The sequence below is a fragment of the Methylobacterium sp. W2 genome (genome assembly GCF_020662345.1).
GTDB lineage: Bacteria > Pseudomonadota > Alphaproteobacteria > Rhizobiales > Beijerinckiaceae > Methylobacterium.
In genome coordinates this window covers 1-14,260 of sequence record NZ_VMOA01000024.1, presented here as the reverse complement: position 1 = coordinate 14,260, position 14,260 = coordinate 1, and the positions used below count along the sequence as shown (strand labels likewise).

The following is a 14,260-nucleotide window of genomic DNA, read 5'->3' as shown; positions in this document are numbered from 1 at the left end:
TGGCTTGAGCGGCGATGACAGACGATTTCACCCTCGACCCGCGCCTCGTCGCCGACACCGTTCCGGTGGGCGACCTCGCCTTGTGCAGCGTCCTGCTGATGGACGACGCCCGGTTTCCCTGGCTGATCCTAGTGCCGCGCCGGGCGGGTGCCAGCGAACTCACCGACCTGTCGGCGGAGGATGCGCACGACCTCATGGACGAGATCCGGATCGCCACCGGCGTGATGCTGGCCCTCGCCAAGCCCGACAAGGTCAACGTCGCGGCCTTGGGCAACGTCGTGCCGCAGCTCCATGTCCACGTGATCGGGCGCTTCCTGTCCGATCCGGCCTGGCCCTCGCCGGTCTGGGGCGTCGGCACGGGACAGCCCTATCCGCACCACGCCCGCGCCCAGATGATCGAGCGCATCGGCGCCCTGTTCGCGGCCGCCTGATGAGCGCCCGCCTCGACGCTCTCGGCTTTTCGGAAAGCCGGCTCATCCGCCATTCGGCCGAGAGCAGCGACCTCGTGCCGATGCCGGACGCGGCGGAGGCGCGGATCGTGCTCGTGGCGGGGGACCGCATCGTCCTTGCCGGTGACACGGCGCTCCTGCCGTCCGCGCGGGCCGCGAGCGCCTGCCACGCCGATCTCACGCTCTTCCTCGGCCGCCTCGACGGCGCTCCGGTCTTTGCCTGCGCGGTCTCGCCGGAGGCCGCCGAGGGGTACGATTCCGATCCCGGTTTCCGCACCACCGATCTGCGCAGCCTCGCTGCCGAGAGCGCGGTGGCGCCGCACGAACTCGGCCTGCTTGCCACGGCGAAATCGATCCTGGCCTGGCATGCCCGCCACGGCTTCTGCGCCAATTGCGGAACCGCCACCCGTTTCGCCGCCGGCGGCTTCCGCCGCGAATGCCCGACCTGCGAGACCCATCACTTCCCCCGCGTCGATCCGGTGGTGATCATGCTGATCCGGCGGGGAGAATCCTGCCTGCTCGGGCGCTCGCCGCGCTTCAAGGAGGGCATGTATTCCTGCCTCGCCGGCTTTCTCGAGCCCGGCGAGACCATCGAGGACGCGGTCCGCCGCGAGACCCTCGAAGAGGCGGGGCTGAGGATCGGCGCGGTGACCTACCACGCCTCGCAGCCCTGGCCGTTCCCGTCCTCGCTGATGATCGGCTGCGCGGCGGAAGCCCTGGACGAGGCAATCACCATCGATCCGGCCGAACTCGCGGATGCCCGCTGGTTCACCCGCGACGAGGTGGCGGCGATGATCGCCGGCACCCATGGCGAGGGACTGACCGTGCCGCCGCCCATGGCGATCGCGCATCTGCTCATGCGCGCCTTCGTCGAGGAGTGCCTCTAACGGGCTGTGGAAACCGATCGCCAGGCCCATGACAGTGGCATTTTTACACCTCTCCGAGAGGGAGTCGGCAACGTCGCGTCTTGGTTAAAAATTTCGGACGGTCGGTCCGAAATTGTGTCTTCCCGGCACTATCCCGGAATCACGCCTTCGATTCACGTCGCTGCCTCAATGGAGGCGGTGAGGGGACAATGGCGAAAATTTTGTTGGGTGTTGGCGCGATGATCGGGCTGATGACCGGAACCGTGGCTGCGGCGGACCTGCCCCGCCGCGCTTCGCCACCGCCCGTCTTCGTGCCCCTGCCGAGCTTCAGCTGGACCGGCTTCTACGCGGGCGTGCAGGCCGGATACGGCTTCAGCGACCGGCAGACCGTCCGCACCGCGGCGACCTCGGGGACTGACAGCGGCACCGATTTCTTCATCGAGCGCTCCGGCTTCGCGTCGCTGTCCTCGCGGCAGCAGGGTTTCGTGGCCGGTGGTCAGGCCGGGTACAATTACCAGCTCACCCCCGGCTCGGGCCTCGTCCTCGGCATCGAGACCGACATCGCCTATACCGACCTCGACGAGACCAAGCGCAGGTCGCGCGGCATCTTCGGTTCGGGCAGCGATTCGTTCGTGGCCAACACCACGCGGCAAAGCCTCGATTTCCTCGGTACCGTGCGCGGCCGCCTCGGTTACGCGTTCGACCGCGTCCTGGTCTACGGCACCGGCGGTCTCGCCTACGGCAACGTGAGCTACCAGAGCGCGACGAGCTTCCAAGTGGCGGGGGTTCCGACCCTCGACCTCTTCGCCGGTGGGATCGACCGTCTCGAGACGGGCTTCGCCTATGGCGGGGGCATCGAATACGCCCTGCCGACCGAGAGTTTCCTCAACGTCTTCCGGTCCTCCGCGGTGACGCTGAAGGTGGAATACCTGCATTACGATCTCGGCAAGCGCAGCGTCCCGCTCACGAGCTCCAGCGGACTCGGCCAGTCCCTGGTGGAGGCGACCTCGCACTTCCGGTCGGAGGGAAGCGTCGTCCGGGTCGGGCTGAACTACAAGTTCGGCTCGTAGGCCAAGTTCGGATCGCAGGCATCGAGAAGAGCTGGGGCGGGGGCCGGTCGCGTCCCCCGCCCCGGAACGATGGGTCAGAAGTCCACGGACGCCGACACGATGAAGGTCCGGGGTGCGCCGACGGCGAGGAACCCGCGGGCGGCGGAGGCCCAGTACGAATCGTCGAACAGGTTCTCGACGGTCGCGCGCACCACCACGGGCTTGCCCATGACACCCTCGAAGGCATAGCGCAGGCCGGCATCGAAGCGGGTCCAGTCGGGGACCGACTGGGTATTGGCCTGGTTGTAGAACTGGCGGCTGGTATGGATGGCCCGCCCGGTCAGGGTCAGGCCGGGGGCCAGCCACGGCGGCAGGTCGTACTCGCCGTAGAGGTTGATCGCCATGTCGGGGACGCCGGGAGCCGCGTTCCCGTCGAACTGCCCTCCGGCGGTGTTGACCAGCTGCGCATCGATGAAGGTGATGCCGCCCAACAGGCGCACGCCCGCGAACGGCTCGCCGAACACGGTCAACTCGGCCCCCCTGTTGCGCTGCAGCCCGCTCACGGAGAAGCGTCGCGTGCCGGGATCGGTGAAGGCGCTCGGCTGCTCGATCTCGAACAGCGAGGCGGTGACCGAGACGGTGCCGAAATCGTACTTCGCGCCGACCTCCTTCTGCCGGCTCACGGTGGGGGCGAAGATCTCGTTGGCGTTGACCGCGGTGACCGGCGCGCTCGGGCCTGCGTCGAGGGACTCGATGTAGTTGCCGTAGAACGAAAGGTTCTCGAAGGGGCGGACGACCAGGGCGATGGCGGGACTGAACCGGCCCTGGTTGTAGCTCGAGGCCAGCGAACCCTGATTGGCCACCGGACGGGTGACGTAGCTGTTCAGCGCGATGTCCTGAAAACGCCCGCCGAGCGTCAGCATGAAGCGATCCTCGCCGAGCGACAGGGTATCGGCCACGGCCACGCTGCGCGCGCTGAGTTCCGAGAACAGGGGTTGCCGGCTGGAACGAGGGTAGATGCCCGTGGCGACGGATCCGAACGGCAGGTAGGTCGGGCTGTAGATGTTGGTCTGGAAGCTCGGCAGGCTGGGAGGAAAGTAGCCGCGCGAAAAGTTCTTGTTCACGGCCTCGGTCGCCGAGATCGCGACCTGATGCCCGATGAAGCCGGTTTGGAAATGGGAGCGCAGCCCGATCTCGCCGGTCAGGCCCTGCAATTCGAGGGGGGCGATGGCGAGGGTGTTGGTGGCTTGGCCGGAGGCCCCCGTGACGAGGTAATAGGAGCTCAGGGAATCCTCGCGGTAGCGGCTGATGCCGCCCGCGGCGTAGATCGTCGTCTCCGGCAGGATGTCGAATTCGACCCGGCTGGCGGCCATGCCGTAGGTGGTGTCGATATATTCCGACGAGCCCGCCGTGTTGCGCCGGTTGTTCGGGGCGCGGGGCACCGCGATGTTCGGCGCGGCCGCGTTGAACAGCGATGTCGGCGCCGTGATGTTCTGGTTGGAATGGTTCAGGTCGAGCGAGGCGCGGAACCTGTCCCCGCGATAATCGAGGCCCAAAGCGGCGACGCCCACCTCGATGGCGTTCTTGTCGAGGGGTGTGCTCCCGTTGCGGTAGGCGCCGTTGAAGCGGACGCCCCATTCCTTGAACGTGCCGAAGCGGCGTCCGAGGTCCACGTGGGTTCCGACCTGGGCATCGCTGAAATAGCTCGTCGTGATCCGGGTGAGCGGCTCGTCGAAGGCACGCTTCGGGATGAGGTTAATGGTGCCGCCGACACGGCCGACGCCGCCGTTCAGGAAGGCGGTCGGGCCCTTCAGCACCTCGACGCGCTCGAGGCCTTCGGTGAAGCTCCGGCGCGCGTTGGCGATGTAGAACAATCCGTCGAAGGCGGTATCGAGGTTGGTGACGGAGAAACCGCGAATGAAGAACGAGTCGCGCTCGCTATAGGGCGGCGCGTCGTTGCGCACCGAGGGATCGTTCTGCACGACGTCGCCCACCGTGCGCGCCTGCTGGTCCGTGATCAGCTTCTCCGTATAGCTCGTCACGTTGAAGGGCGTCTTCAGCACGGAGCGGTTGCCGAGAAGGCCGATCCGGCTTCCCGTCGCCACCTGGCCACCGGCATAGGGAACGGGCGGCTGGCCCACCGTTCCGCTGGACGGGGGCAGCCCTGCGAGCGACGCGCGGTTCAGGCGCTGCGCCTCGACGCTCAACTCGGCGAGGGTCACCGCCCCGGCCGGCTCCGGGCCGAGCTGAACGTAGCTCGGATTGACGAGGGTGATGGTGGACGGGCCCACCGTCCGGTGGGTCAGGCCGGTGCCTTCGAGGATCTTGGCCAGGCCGTCGAGGGGCAGGAACGCGCCGTCGACGCCGTTCGAGCTCAGTCTCGCCGTCAGCTCGGTGGCATAAACCAGCTTGACCTTCGCCTGCTCGGTGAAGGCCACCAAGGCCGTTTCCAGAGGGCCCTTCGGAATGGACAGGGACACGCTGTCCCCGTCTCGCGGGGCCGAGGCTTCGGGAGCGAGGGCGATGATGCTCGCCTTTCGATCTTTGGCCGATTGCGGGCGCTTCGCCTCCTGGCTCTGCGCCGCGGCGGGGACCATCACCAGCATCGACACGCCGGCGAGAAACACCCGCGCGCGCCGCTCCTCTGCAAACCCAAGCTCTCGCGCCGCCATTGCACGCCCCATCCGTCGGTTGAACAAGGACGGTGCGCTTCGCGCTCTCTCGTCCCTTACCAATTGAGATCAACGAGGCCGCGATCTCCTGACGTCGGAGCACCGAATTCTTTTGGCTTGCTACAGCGGCGAGCCGACCAGGACGAGAAGGGGCGTGAGACGGGTGACACGCACGTTCATCGTCGCCGCGATGACGTCCAGGGCATCGTCCGTATTGTGGGGGTCGAACGCCCCGGTGACCCGCCGCTCGCCGGCCGTGGCGTCGATGAGGACGACGCGCCCGTGGCGGTAGCGGTCGAGCTCCTCCAGGACGGCCGACAGCTTTTCGCCGGCAAAGACGAGGCGCCCCTCCCGCCACGCCACGCTCCGGTTCAGATCCACCTTGACGACGCCGAGGGGCGCCCCGTCCTCGCGGCGCACCGCCTCGCCCGCCGACACCAGCATGTGCCGATGCTCGTCCGCCACATCGACGCGTCCTGCGGTGACCCCGACGGGACTGTCCGTGCCGTCCGCACGGACGAAGAAGCGCGTGCCAATCGCCCGCACGCTCAGGCCGTTGCTGCGCACCACGAACGGGCGCCGAGGGTCGGGGACGACGTCGAAGAACGCCTCTCCACGCAGGAGGTCGATCCCGCGTTCGGTGTCGGAGAACCGCAGGGCTACCGCCGTGTCGGTATTGAGGTCGATGCGGCTCCCGTCGGCCAGGACCGAATGCCCGATCTCGCCGACGCCGCTCCAGAGGTCGGAGCGGAACCGGTCGACGAGGCCGAGCTGATGGCCCAGGGCGGCGCACAGGATCGTTGCCACGGCGAGGCCGGCCAGGCCTTTCGGCGGTGAACGGCGCTTGCGGGGGTCGGGCACGTGGCCGAGCCTGTGCCAGAGCGCATCCATCTCGGCGTAAGCCTCGGCATGGGCCGGATCGGCATCGCGCCAGTTCGCGAAGGCCTCGCGGTCCTCGCTCGTGGCATCCGGGGAGGACAGCCGCGCGACCCAGCCGGCCGCGGCCTCGAAGACGGGATCCTCGTCGTCGCCCGACTGTGCGTCGGTCGTGTCGCCCTTGGTCACGGTTCTGCTCTCCGGACCCCATTCCGGCCCGGAGGGGCGGGCCGTGTGTCCCTACTCACTAGGATCAACCAGGGGTCCGTTACCTGACGTCGCGTCTCACAAAAGATCGCGGCAATGGCGGCGGCACTGCAGGAGGGCCTTGATGAGATGCTTCTCGACCATGTTGCGGCTGATGCCCAGACGCGCGGCGACCTCGCCGTTGGAATGCCCGTCGATGCGGGCGAGCAGGAACACCTCGCGGCACCGGGGCGGCAAGGCGTCGATGGCTGCGGCGAGCCGCCTGAGTTCCTGGCGCGCCATCACCTGCCGCTCCGGCAGGGCATAGCCGTCGACGATCTCCGACATCTCCGCGTCGCTGACGGACTGGAACAGCGTTCCTTCGAGCCGCTGCCGGTTTCGCATCCGCAGGGCGACGTTGTTGGCGACCTGGAACAGGAAGGCGGACGGGTTCTCGACGCTCGTGCGCGAGAGCGCCGCGAGCATGCGCAGGTAGGTCTCCTGATGGGCGTCGGCCGCATCGGCGGAGTTGCCGAGGAGGCGCAGCAGGAAGCGCTGAAGCTTCGCGCCTTGGCTACGATGCAGCGCATCCATCGATACCAGCTGCATGACACCAGCTCCCATCACCTCGGGATCACCGCGGGATCGCACAATCTTTCGGAGCTGAAAACAAAGAAGCAGCATAAAAATTATGCAAGCACTTCAATAGTTTATATGATTTCTAAAATAGGCGGCCGATAACAGAACAAGCCTTTGTGTTTCTATCGGAAACATCTTTCGCAGTCGGTCCTCGTGCCAAACCACCTCGCTCCCCGCAGGACGCGAAAGCCCTCCCCCTGTTGCGCTGCGAGCACATCTCCCGGCCATTCGCAGGCCTGGGGCCGGTCGGCGATCACATCTCGATGATCGGGGACGCGGCCCGAGCCCCACCTCGCCCGGCCGGGACGGGAGCCGGGCACCGAGTCCCGCCGCGGCGGCCTACGTGCCCGGCAGAGCGACCGTCCAGGGCTCGTGGAGCCGGACCTCTTCGAGATTGACGCCCGTCCCGCCGCGATCGATCACCAGGAACTCCTGGGGGGCGCCGAAAGGGGTGAGCACCCCGTGCCACGTGCCGACGTCGTAGCAGATCCCCTGCCCCGGCGCCGTGACGAAGGCCTGCGGCGGGCCGGGCCGCCCGTCCTCGTCGGGGCAGACGACGACGAGGAACGGCGCGGCATTCAACGGCACGAAGGCCTGCGCGCCGAGGGGATGGCGCTCGATGAGGCCGACCGTCAGCGGCAGGGGATAGGGTTGGGCTTCGACGAGGCCGATCACCACCCGCGCGCCCTCGCCGATGGCGCGGACCTCCGCCAGATCGTGGAAGCGGCGCGCCATGCCGGCATTCATGGGTCGCGGATCGACGGCCGCCTTGTCGATGACCGTCCCGAACGGGGCGAAGGCCTCGGGCGTGAGCGGCCGGGCGACGATGTGCCGGGCGTCCATCACCCGATCCTGCGCGGCGTCAGGGCCGGGTGGCGGTTGACGTCCTTGTAGAGCAGGTAGCGGAAGGGGCCGGGGCCGCCCGCGTAACAGGCCTGCGGGCAGAAGGCGCGCAGCCACATGAAATCGCCGGCCTCCACCTCGACCCAGTCGCGATTGAGCCGGTAGACCGCCTTGCCTTCGAGCACGAAGAGCCCGTGCTCCATCACATGGGTCTCCTCGAAGGGGATCGAGGCGCCGGGCTGGAGCGTGACGATGTTCACGTGCATGTCGTGGCGCACGTCGTCGGGGGAGACGAAGCGGGTCGTGGCCCAGACGCCGTTCGTGCCGGTCATGCCCCGGGGCTCGATCTCGGAATCGTGGCGGATGAAGGCGGGGGGCACGTCGATGCCCGGCACGTGCTCGTAGGCCTTGCGAATCCAGTGGAAGCGGGTCGGCTCGTCGCCGTCATTGCGCAACGTCCAAGCGGCGCCGGGCGGCAGATAGGCGTAGCTGCCGGGACGCAGGGCATGCGTGGTCCCGTCGAGGACGAGGCTCGCATGACCGCCGACCACGAACAGCACGCCCTCGGCGCGGGCATCGAGTTCCGGGCGCTCGCTGCCGCCGCCGGGGGCGACCTCCATCAGGTACTGGGCGAAGGTCTCGGAGAAGCCGGAGAGCGGGCGGGACAGAATCCAGGCGCGGGTATCGTCCCAGAACGGCAGCACGCTGGTGACGATGTCGCTCATCACGCCTTTCGGGATGACCGCATAGGCCTCCGTGAACACGGCCCGGCCGGTCATCAGCGCCGTCTGGGGCGGCAGCCCGCCGCAGGGCGGGTTGTAGGAAGAGGCGGTCATGGGCTCGTCTCCAACACGTCATGCGGCCCGTTCGGGCCCTCGTTGTCGCTTGCGCAGCGCCGGATGTCGTCCCGGAGTCTACGCCTTGGCGAGGGGGCTATCGAGCACGGCCGTCGTGTCGGTGGCGACCTCTCCGTTGAGGACGCGGTGGGCCTGCGCCCGGTCGATATCGCCCTCCCAGGCGGCGATGACCACCGTCGCCACGCAATTGCCGATGAGGTTGCCGAGCGCGCGGGCGATGCCGACGAACCAGTCGATGGACAGTACCAGCACCAGCCCGATCACCGGGATTTCCGGCACCGCCGACAGGGTCGCCGCCAGGACGACGATGGCCGATCCAGGGACGCCATGCGCGCCCTTGGAGGTCAGGAGGGCGATGCCGAGGATCAGCATCAGGTGTCCGAAGGACAGGGGCGTGTTGGTGGCCTGCGCGATGAAGACGGTGGCGAGGGTGAGGTAGAGGGAGAAGGCGTCGAGGTTGAACGAGTAGCCCGTGGGGATCACGAGGCCGACGGTGGAATCGCGGATGCCGAGCCGTTCGAGCTTGCGCATCACCTGGGGCAGCACGCTGTCGGAGGAGGCCGTGCCCGCCACCACCATGAGCTCCTCGCGCAGATAGGCCAGCAGCTTCAGGATGCTGAAGCCGGCCGCGCGCAGGATCGCGCCGAGCACGACGAAGACGAAGAACGCGACGCCGACATAGAACAGGGCCACCAGCATCCCGAGCTGCCGCAGGGAGCCGATGCCGTACTTGCCGACGGTGAAGGCGACGGCGCCGAGGACGCCGAGGGGGGCCAGCCGCACGATGAAGCCGATGATCTTGAACAGGACCGCGGTGATCCGCTCGATGCTCTGCGCCAGGGGCTGCCCGTGCTCGCCCAACAGCGCCAGTCCCGAACCGAACAGGATCGCGATGATGAGGACCTGGAGGATGTCGCCCTTGGCGAAGGCATCGACGATCGTGGTCGGGATGATCTTCATCAGGAAGTCGACGGTGCCCGTCACCTGCCCGACCCGGTCGGTGTAGCTGGCGATGGCCTTAGCATCGAGGGTGGAGGGATCGATGTTCATGCCGGCCCCCGGCGCGAACGCGTAGGCGAGGACGATGCCGAGTACGAGGGCCAGCGTCGTGACCGCCTCGAAATAGATCAACGCCTTGAGACCGACCCGGCCGACCTTGCGCAGGTCTCCCGCGCCGACGATGCCGTGCACGACGACACCGAAGACCAGCGGCGCGATCGCCATCTTGATCAGCTTGATGAACCCGTCGCCGAGGGGCTTCAGGGCGACGGCGAAATCCGGCCACACGATGCCGAGGACGATCCCGAGGACGAGGGCCGCGACCACCTGACCGAACAGGGACGCAAAGAAGCGCCGCATGCGAACCTCCAACCGTTGCTTCAGGCCGTTCGTCGCTCCGCGTGCCCGGCCTCGGTGCATCGGAAGGTTCGTCGATGTGGAGGCGGGACGTCCTGCGGAATCATGCAGGAGCGGCATGTCGTCACCCATCGCCGCGCGCAGCATTGTTCGACCCGCGGCGGCCGTCAAATATATCTTTCGTCGCCATTAAGAGCTTCCGCATATGAATGGCGGTCATGGAACTGCGCCACCTTCGCTACTTCGTCGCCGTCGCTGAAAAGCTGAGTTTCACGGCGGCGGCGGAGGCCCTCGGCGTGGCGCAACCGCCGCTGAGCCAGCAGATCCGGGATCTGGAGGCGGAGATCGGAACCTGTCTGCTGGAGCGGACGACCCGCCGCGTTGCGCTCACCCAGGCGGGCCAGGATTTCCTGGTCCGGGCGAAGGCCATTCTCCACAGCGCGCAGGACGCTACCGAGCGGGCGCATGCCATCGGCTGCGGCAGCGTCGGCGTTCTGAATGTCGGCCTGACGGGCTCGATGCTCGCCGGACCGCTCGGGGGACTAATCCATAAATTCCAAGAGACTTTCGCCGGCGTCGACATCCAGATCCACGAGATGTCGCCGGACAAGCAGATCGCCGCGCTGAAGTCGGGGCAGACGGACATCAGTTTCCTGCGCACGCCGCCGCAGGACCCCGACCTCATGAGCGAACTGGCCTGGAGCGAGGGGATCGCCGTGGTCCTGCCCAAGGGCCACGGGATCGTCAGCGAGTCGGTGACCCTGAGCCGCCTCAAGGACGAGAAGTTCGTCTTCTTGCGCCTGCGGGATTCGCTGTTTGCCAAGCACATCCTGCAATGCTGCATCGGCAGCGGGTTCTATCCTCGAATCTCGCAGCAGGCGGTGGAAGCCGCCTCGCTCACCAGCCTCGTGGCGGCGGGATTCGGCGTCGCCCTGATCCCCGAATTCGTGGCGAAGCTCGCTCACGCCAACGTGATCTACCGGCCCGTCGTCTCGTCGATCCTGTCGGCGGATGTCCATGCCCTCTATCATCTGCGCTCGGGACCGATGGCGCAGAACTTCCTGGCCCTGATGCGCAGCGACGCGGAGCGTCTGGCCGCCGAATTGCGGCGGGGATGAAGCCTTGAGGCCGCCGACCGGTGTTCAACATTGGCTAACCAATCGGGCCCACCCTGGCGGCCATGTCGAAGCAAACCGTCAAAACCGCACGATGCGCCCTGTGGCTGGGCTCGCTGGCCCTCTGTTGCGTCTGCGCCTTCCAGCTGATGAAGATCCCCAAGACCGCCCCTCAGCCCGGTCCTCACGCCACGCTCAGCCGCGACCCCGACACGACGGGATCGATCGATACGCGGCCGGTGAAGATCTGCCGACCGACCGTCTGTTAATGACATCCGACCGATCGACAGGGATCGATACCATTCGTTAACCACGGCACCGCACTGATGGGGCAACCCAACTTGCAGGTACCCGAGTGTTCCAGGCCCGTTCGATCGGCATCGAAGATTTCAACGACGACTGCCCTGTTTCGGGCGACGAGCTCGGAACGATCTACCGCGCCCATGCCGACGCGATCCCCGCGCTGATGGCCACCATCCCCGAGCGGACCCGCGCCCGCCTCGCCGCCTTCCTCTATGGCCGGAGCCATACCCGCGAACTCGCGACGCGGGTCGCCGCCTCCTGCCACGCGACCACCCTGCGGCAGGTCGCCGGCGATCTCGGCGACGCGATCCATCGGCAGTCGCGACAGGGCTACGCGCCCCCCACCTATGGCGACGGGCACCGCGCGTCGAAGAAGGGCGTGAGCCTCGCGGGATCAGGGATGACGGGCGGCCATCGCCTCTGACCCGGTGGGACCGGAGGGCGGGGCTAATCCATGCCGCGCGCGGCGCGCCATGCCGCCAAGGCGCCCTCGCGGGCGTCGTAGAGGCGTCGGAGGCGACTTCCCTCCTCGCCCCGTCCCGTGCGCTGGGCCGCCATCTCGTCGATCCTCTCGGAGCCGAACACGCTCGCCAGTTCCGCGATCCACGCCGCGTCGGCGGCGATCAGCTCGGCCTCCGTCGAGGCGAGCACGGGGGTGGAGAAACCCGGGAAGAGGTTGAGATTCATCCGCGCCCCTACGGAGCGACATACAATAAAGTTTCATGCCTCATTCCAGGAGACGGTCTTGCCAGAGGGCGGTCCGGCGCCGCCCTCTGCCCCTCCGTGGGGAGGAATCCCGAAAGGCCGTCTGGATCGGGTGTGCGCCCAGAAGGGTGATTTTTCCTAGGAAGTGGCCTATGTCCATGCCCGTTTGCGCGAAGACGCATCTCGGGAGGCAGGCATCGCCGACGCAACGATTACGCGCGCACCGTCGCACCTGCGCTCGCTGGCCGGCCTCGTGGCCGCCACCGTATTGCTGCCCCTGGCCGTCATGCTGCTCGGCGTCTGGGAGCGGGAGCGCGCCGCCGCCGACTGGGCCGATCTCGATGCGGAACGCCTGCACCTGACGCGGATCGTCCAGGATCTCGAGGCGCGGGAGCCGCGGGACGGCCGCGTCGATTACCGCATGCAGTTCCGCCGCAACGGTCAAACCTATGGCGGCCCCCTCGCCCTGGTTCAGGCCCGCGCGGCGCGCGACGAGGCCGCGACCCTGACCCTGCTGATGGATTGGCGCCGGGTGCTGCCCCCCGTCGTCATCGCGGCCGGGGGAGTCGCGGCGGCCCTGTCCGTTCTCGTCCTCCTGGCCGGCGCCCTGCTGGGATGGATGGGGCGGGCTTCGCGGGACGTGCTGGTGGGGGGCTTCTCCCTGGTGCGACGGCTGCTGCCCCCCATCCTCGCCATCCAGGTCCTCCTCACCGCCGGAGGATTCGTCGCCGCCGTGATCGTTGAGGCCGGCATCCTCGCCAGGCCCGGTCTCGGCAGCGGCGAGATCAAGCTTCTGCTGATCGCCGCCGTGGCTGTCGGGGCCGTCCTCGTCACGGCGGGCGCGACCGTCCTCGGTCTGCGCCGCGCGCTGGCCGCATTCGAGCCCGATCCGCTGCCGATCTTCGGCCGGACCGTCTCGCCGGCGGAAGCGCCCGGCCTGTGGCGGCTCACCGAAGGGCTCGCCGAACGGCTCGGCGCGCTGACGCCGGAGGCCGTGGTGGTCGGCCTCACCGGGGGCTTCTTCGTCAGCGCCGGACCGGCCGTGGTGGAGCCGGGAGGCGAGCGGCTGACGGGCCGCATCCTCTATCTCCCGCTGCCCTACCTCGCCCTGATGCGGGGCGACGAGGTGGCGGCGATCATCGGCCACGAACTCGCCCATTACGCCGGGGGCGACACCGCCTACAGCCAGCGCTTCCTGCCGATCTATGCCGGGGTCGGGCGCTCCCTCGACGCGGTGGCGGAGGGGCATGCCGGATCCTTCGGGCTGCTGACTCCGTCCTTACGCCTCGGCGCCTTCGTGATGGAGCGCTTCCATCTCGCCGTGCGGCATTGGAGCCGGGCGCGGGAATTCGCCGCCGATGCCGCGGGCGCCGGGCCGACCTCGCCGGATGCCGCCGCGCGGGCGCTGCTCCGCACCGGCGCGGTTCAGCCCCGCATCGCCGAGGTTCTCGATGCCGCCGTCGAGAAGCCCGGATCGGCCCCCGCCGATCTCGTCGCCGCCATCCTCGATCATGTGATCGCGCGCGGCCTCGACGACCCGGCCGCACATCTGGAGGCCGAGCAGCCCCACCCCACCGACACCCATCCGCCGACCCGCGAGCGCATCGCCGCCCTCGGCAGGGCGCTCGACGCCGATCTCCTGGCCGCGTCCGCCATCGTGCCGCCGCCGCACGCCCTCGGGCAGCTCGCGGCCTATTTTGCGGACCCCACCGGATTGTGCCGGGCGGCCACGGCGGATTTCCGCGGGGCTGTGGAAGAGCATGACGCGGCCGTGCGGGCGCATCTCGAAGCGACGGCGGCGGCGATCGACGCCGAGGAGCGGGTCCTGCGTGAGAACAGCCGGCCCGGCGCCATCGTCCTGGTGGTCGCCGGCCTGCTCTTCGCCATGGCCGCCCTCGCCTTCGTGGCCCTCGGCTTCCCGGGATTGTCGGCCTGGGAGGCACGCCTCGTGGCGGCGGTGGCCCTTGCCTGCGGGGCCGGGCTGGCGGCCTTCGGCCTGTTCAGGCTGTGGCGGGGCGAGCGGATCACGATGATCCTGCGGCCCGAAGCCCTGGCGATCCCCGGCCTCGACCGGCCCATCCCCTGGGACGACATGGCCGACCTCGACATGACACTGCAGCAGTCCGGCATCGTCACGCGCCTGCTGCTGCCGCCGGAGGCCGCCTTCCCGCAGCGGGTTCCGGGAGGCCGAAAGGTCAAGCTCGACCCCAAGCGCCGCATCGTCACGATCAAGGCCGGCCTGCCGCGGAAGATGACGCTGCAGGACTTCGCCGACCTGATCGGCCGCTACCGGCAGGCGGCGGAAGCACGCCGCGTCCTCGCCGAGGCCGGCTCGTCCCCGGCC

At 68.5% G+C, this 14,260-nt stretch carries 13 protein-coding genes; 6 read left to right on the top strand and 7 right to left on the bottom strand.

What is annotated here, in order from left to right; genetic code table 11:
* Window positions 1-14 precede the first annotated feature (14 nt).
* The 3 genes from FPV16_RS14485 to FPV16_RS14475 all read left to right on the top strand — a co-directional run bounded on the left by FPV16_RS14485 (window position 15) and on the right by FPV16_RS14475 (window position 2,385).
* A complete protein-coding gene (locus FPV16_RS14485; protein ID WP_227439104.1) occupies window positions 15-431 on the top strand; it encodes an HIT domain-containing protein in 417 nt (138 codons plus the stop codon).
* Entirely contained in the window at window positions 431-1,336 is a 906-nt protein-coding gene (gene nudC, locus FPV16_RS14480; protein ID WP_227439103.1) for an NAD(+) diphosphatase, read from the top strand. Before FPV16_RS14485 ends, nudC begins: the two co-directional genes overlap by 1 nt.
* 230 nt (window positions 1,337-1,566) lie before the next feature.
* Window positions 1,567-2,385: an outer membrane protein gene (locus tag FPV16_RS14475; RefSeq protein WP_227439102.1), complete on the top strand. Its 819-nt coding sequence runs from the start codon at window positions 1,567-1,569 to the stop codon at window positions 2,383-2,385.
* A 74-nt stretch (window positions 2,386-2,459) separates the two neighbouring features.
* On the opposite strand, the gene FPV16_RS14470 is transcribed toward FPV16_RS14475, so the two are convergent.
* The 6 genes from FPV16_RS14470 to FPV16_RS14445 all read right to left on the bottom strand — a co-directional run bounded on the left by FPV16_RS14470 (window position 2,460) and on the right by FPV16_RS14445 (window position 9,796).
* The gene (locus FPV16_RS14470; protein WP_227439101.1) at window positions 2,460-5,036 is read right to left on the bottom strand and encodes a TonB-dependent receptor; all 2,577 of its coding nucleotides are present in this window, start codon (window positions 5,034-5,036) and stop codon (window positions 2,460-2,462) included.
* Window positions 5,037-5,156: 120 nt separating this feature from the next.
* Window positions 5,157-6,101: a FecR family protein gene (locus FPV16_RS14465; protein WP_227439100.1), complete on the bottom strand. Its 945-nt coding sequence runs from the start codon at window positions 6,099-6,101 to the stop codon at window positions 5,157-5,159.
* 96 nt (window positions 6,102-6,197) lie between these two features.
* Complete coding sequence (locus tag FPV16_RS14460) at window positions 6,198-6,707, bottom strand: RNA polymerase sigma factor (protein WP_227439099.1); 510 nt, start codon at window positions 6,705-6,707, stop codon at window positions 6,198-6,200.
* A gap of 369 nt (window positions 6,708-7,076) precedes the next feature.
* Entirely contained in the window at window positions 7,077-7,580 is a 504-nt protein-coding gene (locus FPV16_RS14455; protein ID WP_227439098.1) for an ureidoglycolate lyase, read from the bottom strand.
* On the bottom strand, window positions 7,580-8,416 hold the full coding sequence (locus tag FPV16_RS14450) for a bifunctional allantoicase/(S)-ureidoglycine aminohydrolase (RefSeq protein ID WP_227439097.1): 837 nt from the start codon (window positions 8,414-8,416) through the stop codon (window positions 7,580-7,582). Before FPV16_RS14450 ends, FPV16_RS14455 begins: the two co-directional genes overlap by 1 nt.
* 78 nt (window positions 8,417-8,494) lie before the next feature.
* Complete coding sequence (locus FPV16_RS14445; protein ID WP_227439096.1) at window positions 8,495-9,796, bottom strand: dicarboxylate/amino acid:cation symporter; 1,302 nt, start codon at window positions 9,794-9,796, stop codon at window positions 8,495-8,497.
* A gap of 215 nt (window positions 9,797-10,011) precedes the next feature.
* On the opposite strand from FPV16_RS14445, the gene FPV16_RS14440 reads away from it, so the two are divergent.
* Together FPV16_RS14440 and FPV16_RS14435 are read left to right on the top strand one after the other, a co-directional pair.
* A complete protein-coding gene (locus FPV16_RS14440; RefSeq protein WP_227439156.1) occupies window positions 10,012-10,911 on the top strand; it encodes a LysR family transcriptional regulator in 900 nt (299 codons plus the stop codon).
* 352 nt (window positions 10,912-11,263) lie between these two features.
* Complete coding sequence (locus tag FPV16_RS14435) at window positions 11,264-11,635, top strand: hypothetical protein (RefSeq protein WP_227439095.1); 372 nt, start codon at window positions 11,264-11,266, stop codon at window positions 11,633-11,635.
* 23 nt (window positions 11,636-11,658) lie between these two features.
* Here FPV16_RS14435 and FPV16_RS14430 read toward each other — a convergent pair whose 3' ends face one another.
* A complete protein-coding gene (locus FPV16_RS14430) occupies window positions 11,659-11,898 on the bottom strand; it encodes a hypothetical protein (RefSeq protein WP_227439094.1) in 240 nt (79 codons plus the stop codon).
* Between the two features lie 304 nt (window positions 11,899-12,202).
* Between FPV16_RS14430 and FPV16_RS14425 the strand changes: the two genes are divergently transcribed.
* Window positions 12,203-14,260: M48 family metalloprotease (locus FPV16_RS14425; protein ID WP_227439155.1), on the top strand; the 2,058-nt coding region annotated here is incomplete at its 3' end.

Bases quoted from the DNA above. Each gene is read 5' to 3' on its own strand.
- FPV16_RS14460 (WP_227439099.1), bottom strand. From the start codon at position 6,707: ATGCAGCTGGTATCGATGGATGCGCTGCATCGTAGCCAAGGCGCGAAG.
- FPV16_RS14475 (WP_227439102.1), top strand. From the start codon at position 1,567: ATGACCGGAACCGTGGCTGCGGCGGACCTGCCCCGCCGCGCTTCGCCA.
- FPV16_RS14455 (WP_227439098.1), bottom strand. From the start codon at position 7,580: ATGGACGCCCGGCACATCGTCGCCCGGCCGCTCACGCCCGAGGCCTTC.
- FPV16_RS14485 (WP_227439104.1), top strand. From the start codon at position 15: ATGACAGACGATTTCACCCTCGACCCGCGCCTCGTCGCCGACACCGTT.
- FPV16_RS14430 (WP_227439094.1), bottom strand. From the start codon at position 11,898: ATGAATCTCAACCTCTTCCCGGGTTTCTCCACCCCCGTGCTCGCCTCG.
- FPV16_RS14440 (WP_227439156.1), top strand. From the start codon at position 10,012: ATGGAACTGCGCCACCTTCGCTACTTCGTCGCCGTCGCTGAAAAGCTG.
- nudC (WP_227439103.1), top strand. From the start codon at position 431: ATGAGCGCCCGCCTCGACGCTCTCGGCTTTTCGGAAAGCCGGCTCATC.
- FPV16_RS14450 (WP_227439097.1), bottom strand. From the start codon at position 8,416: ATGACCGCCTCTTCCTACAACCCGCCCTGCGGCGGGCTGCCGCCCCAG.
- FPV16_RS14470 (WP_227439101.1), bottom strand. From the start codon at position 5,036: ATGGCGGCGCGAGAGCTTGGGTTTGCAGAGGAGCGGCGCGCGCGGGTG.
- FPV16_RS14445 (WP_227439096.1), bottom strand. From the start codon at position 9,796: ATGCGGCGCTTCTTTGCGTCCCTGTTCGGTCAGGTGGTCGCGGCCCTC.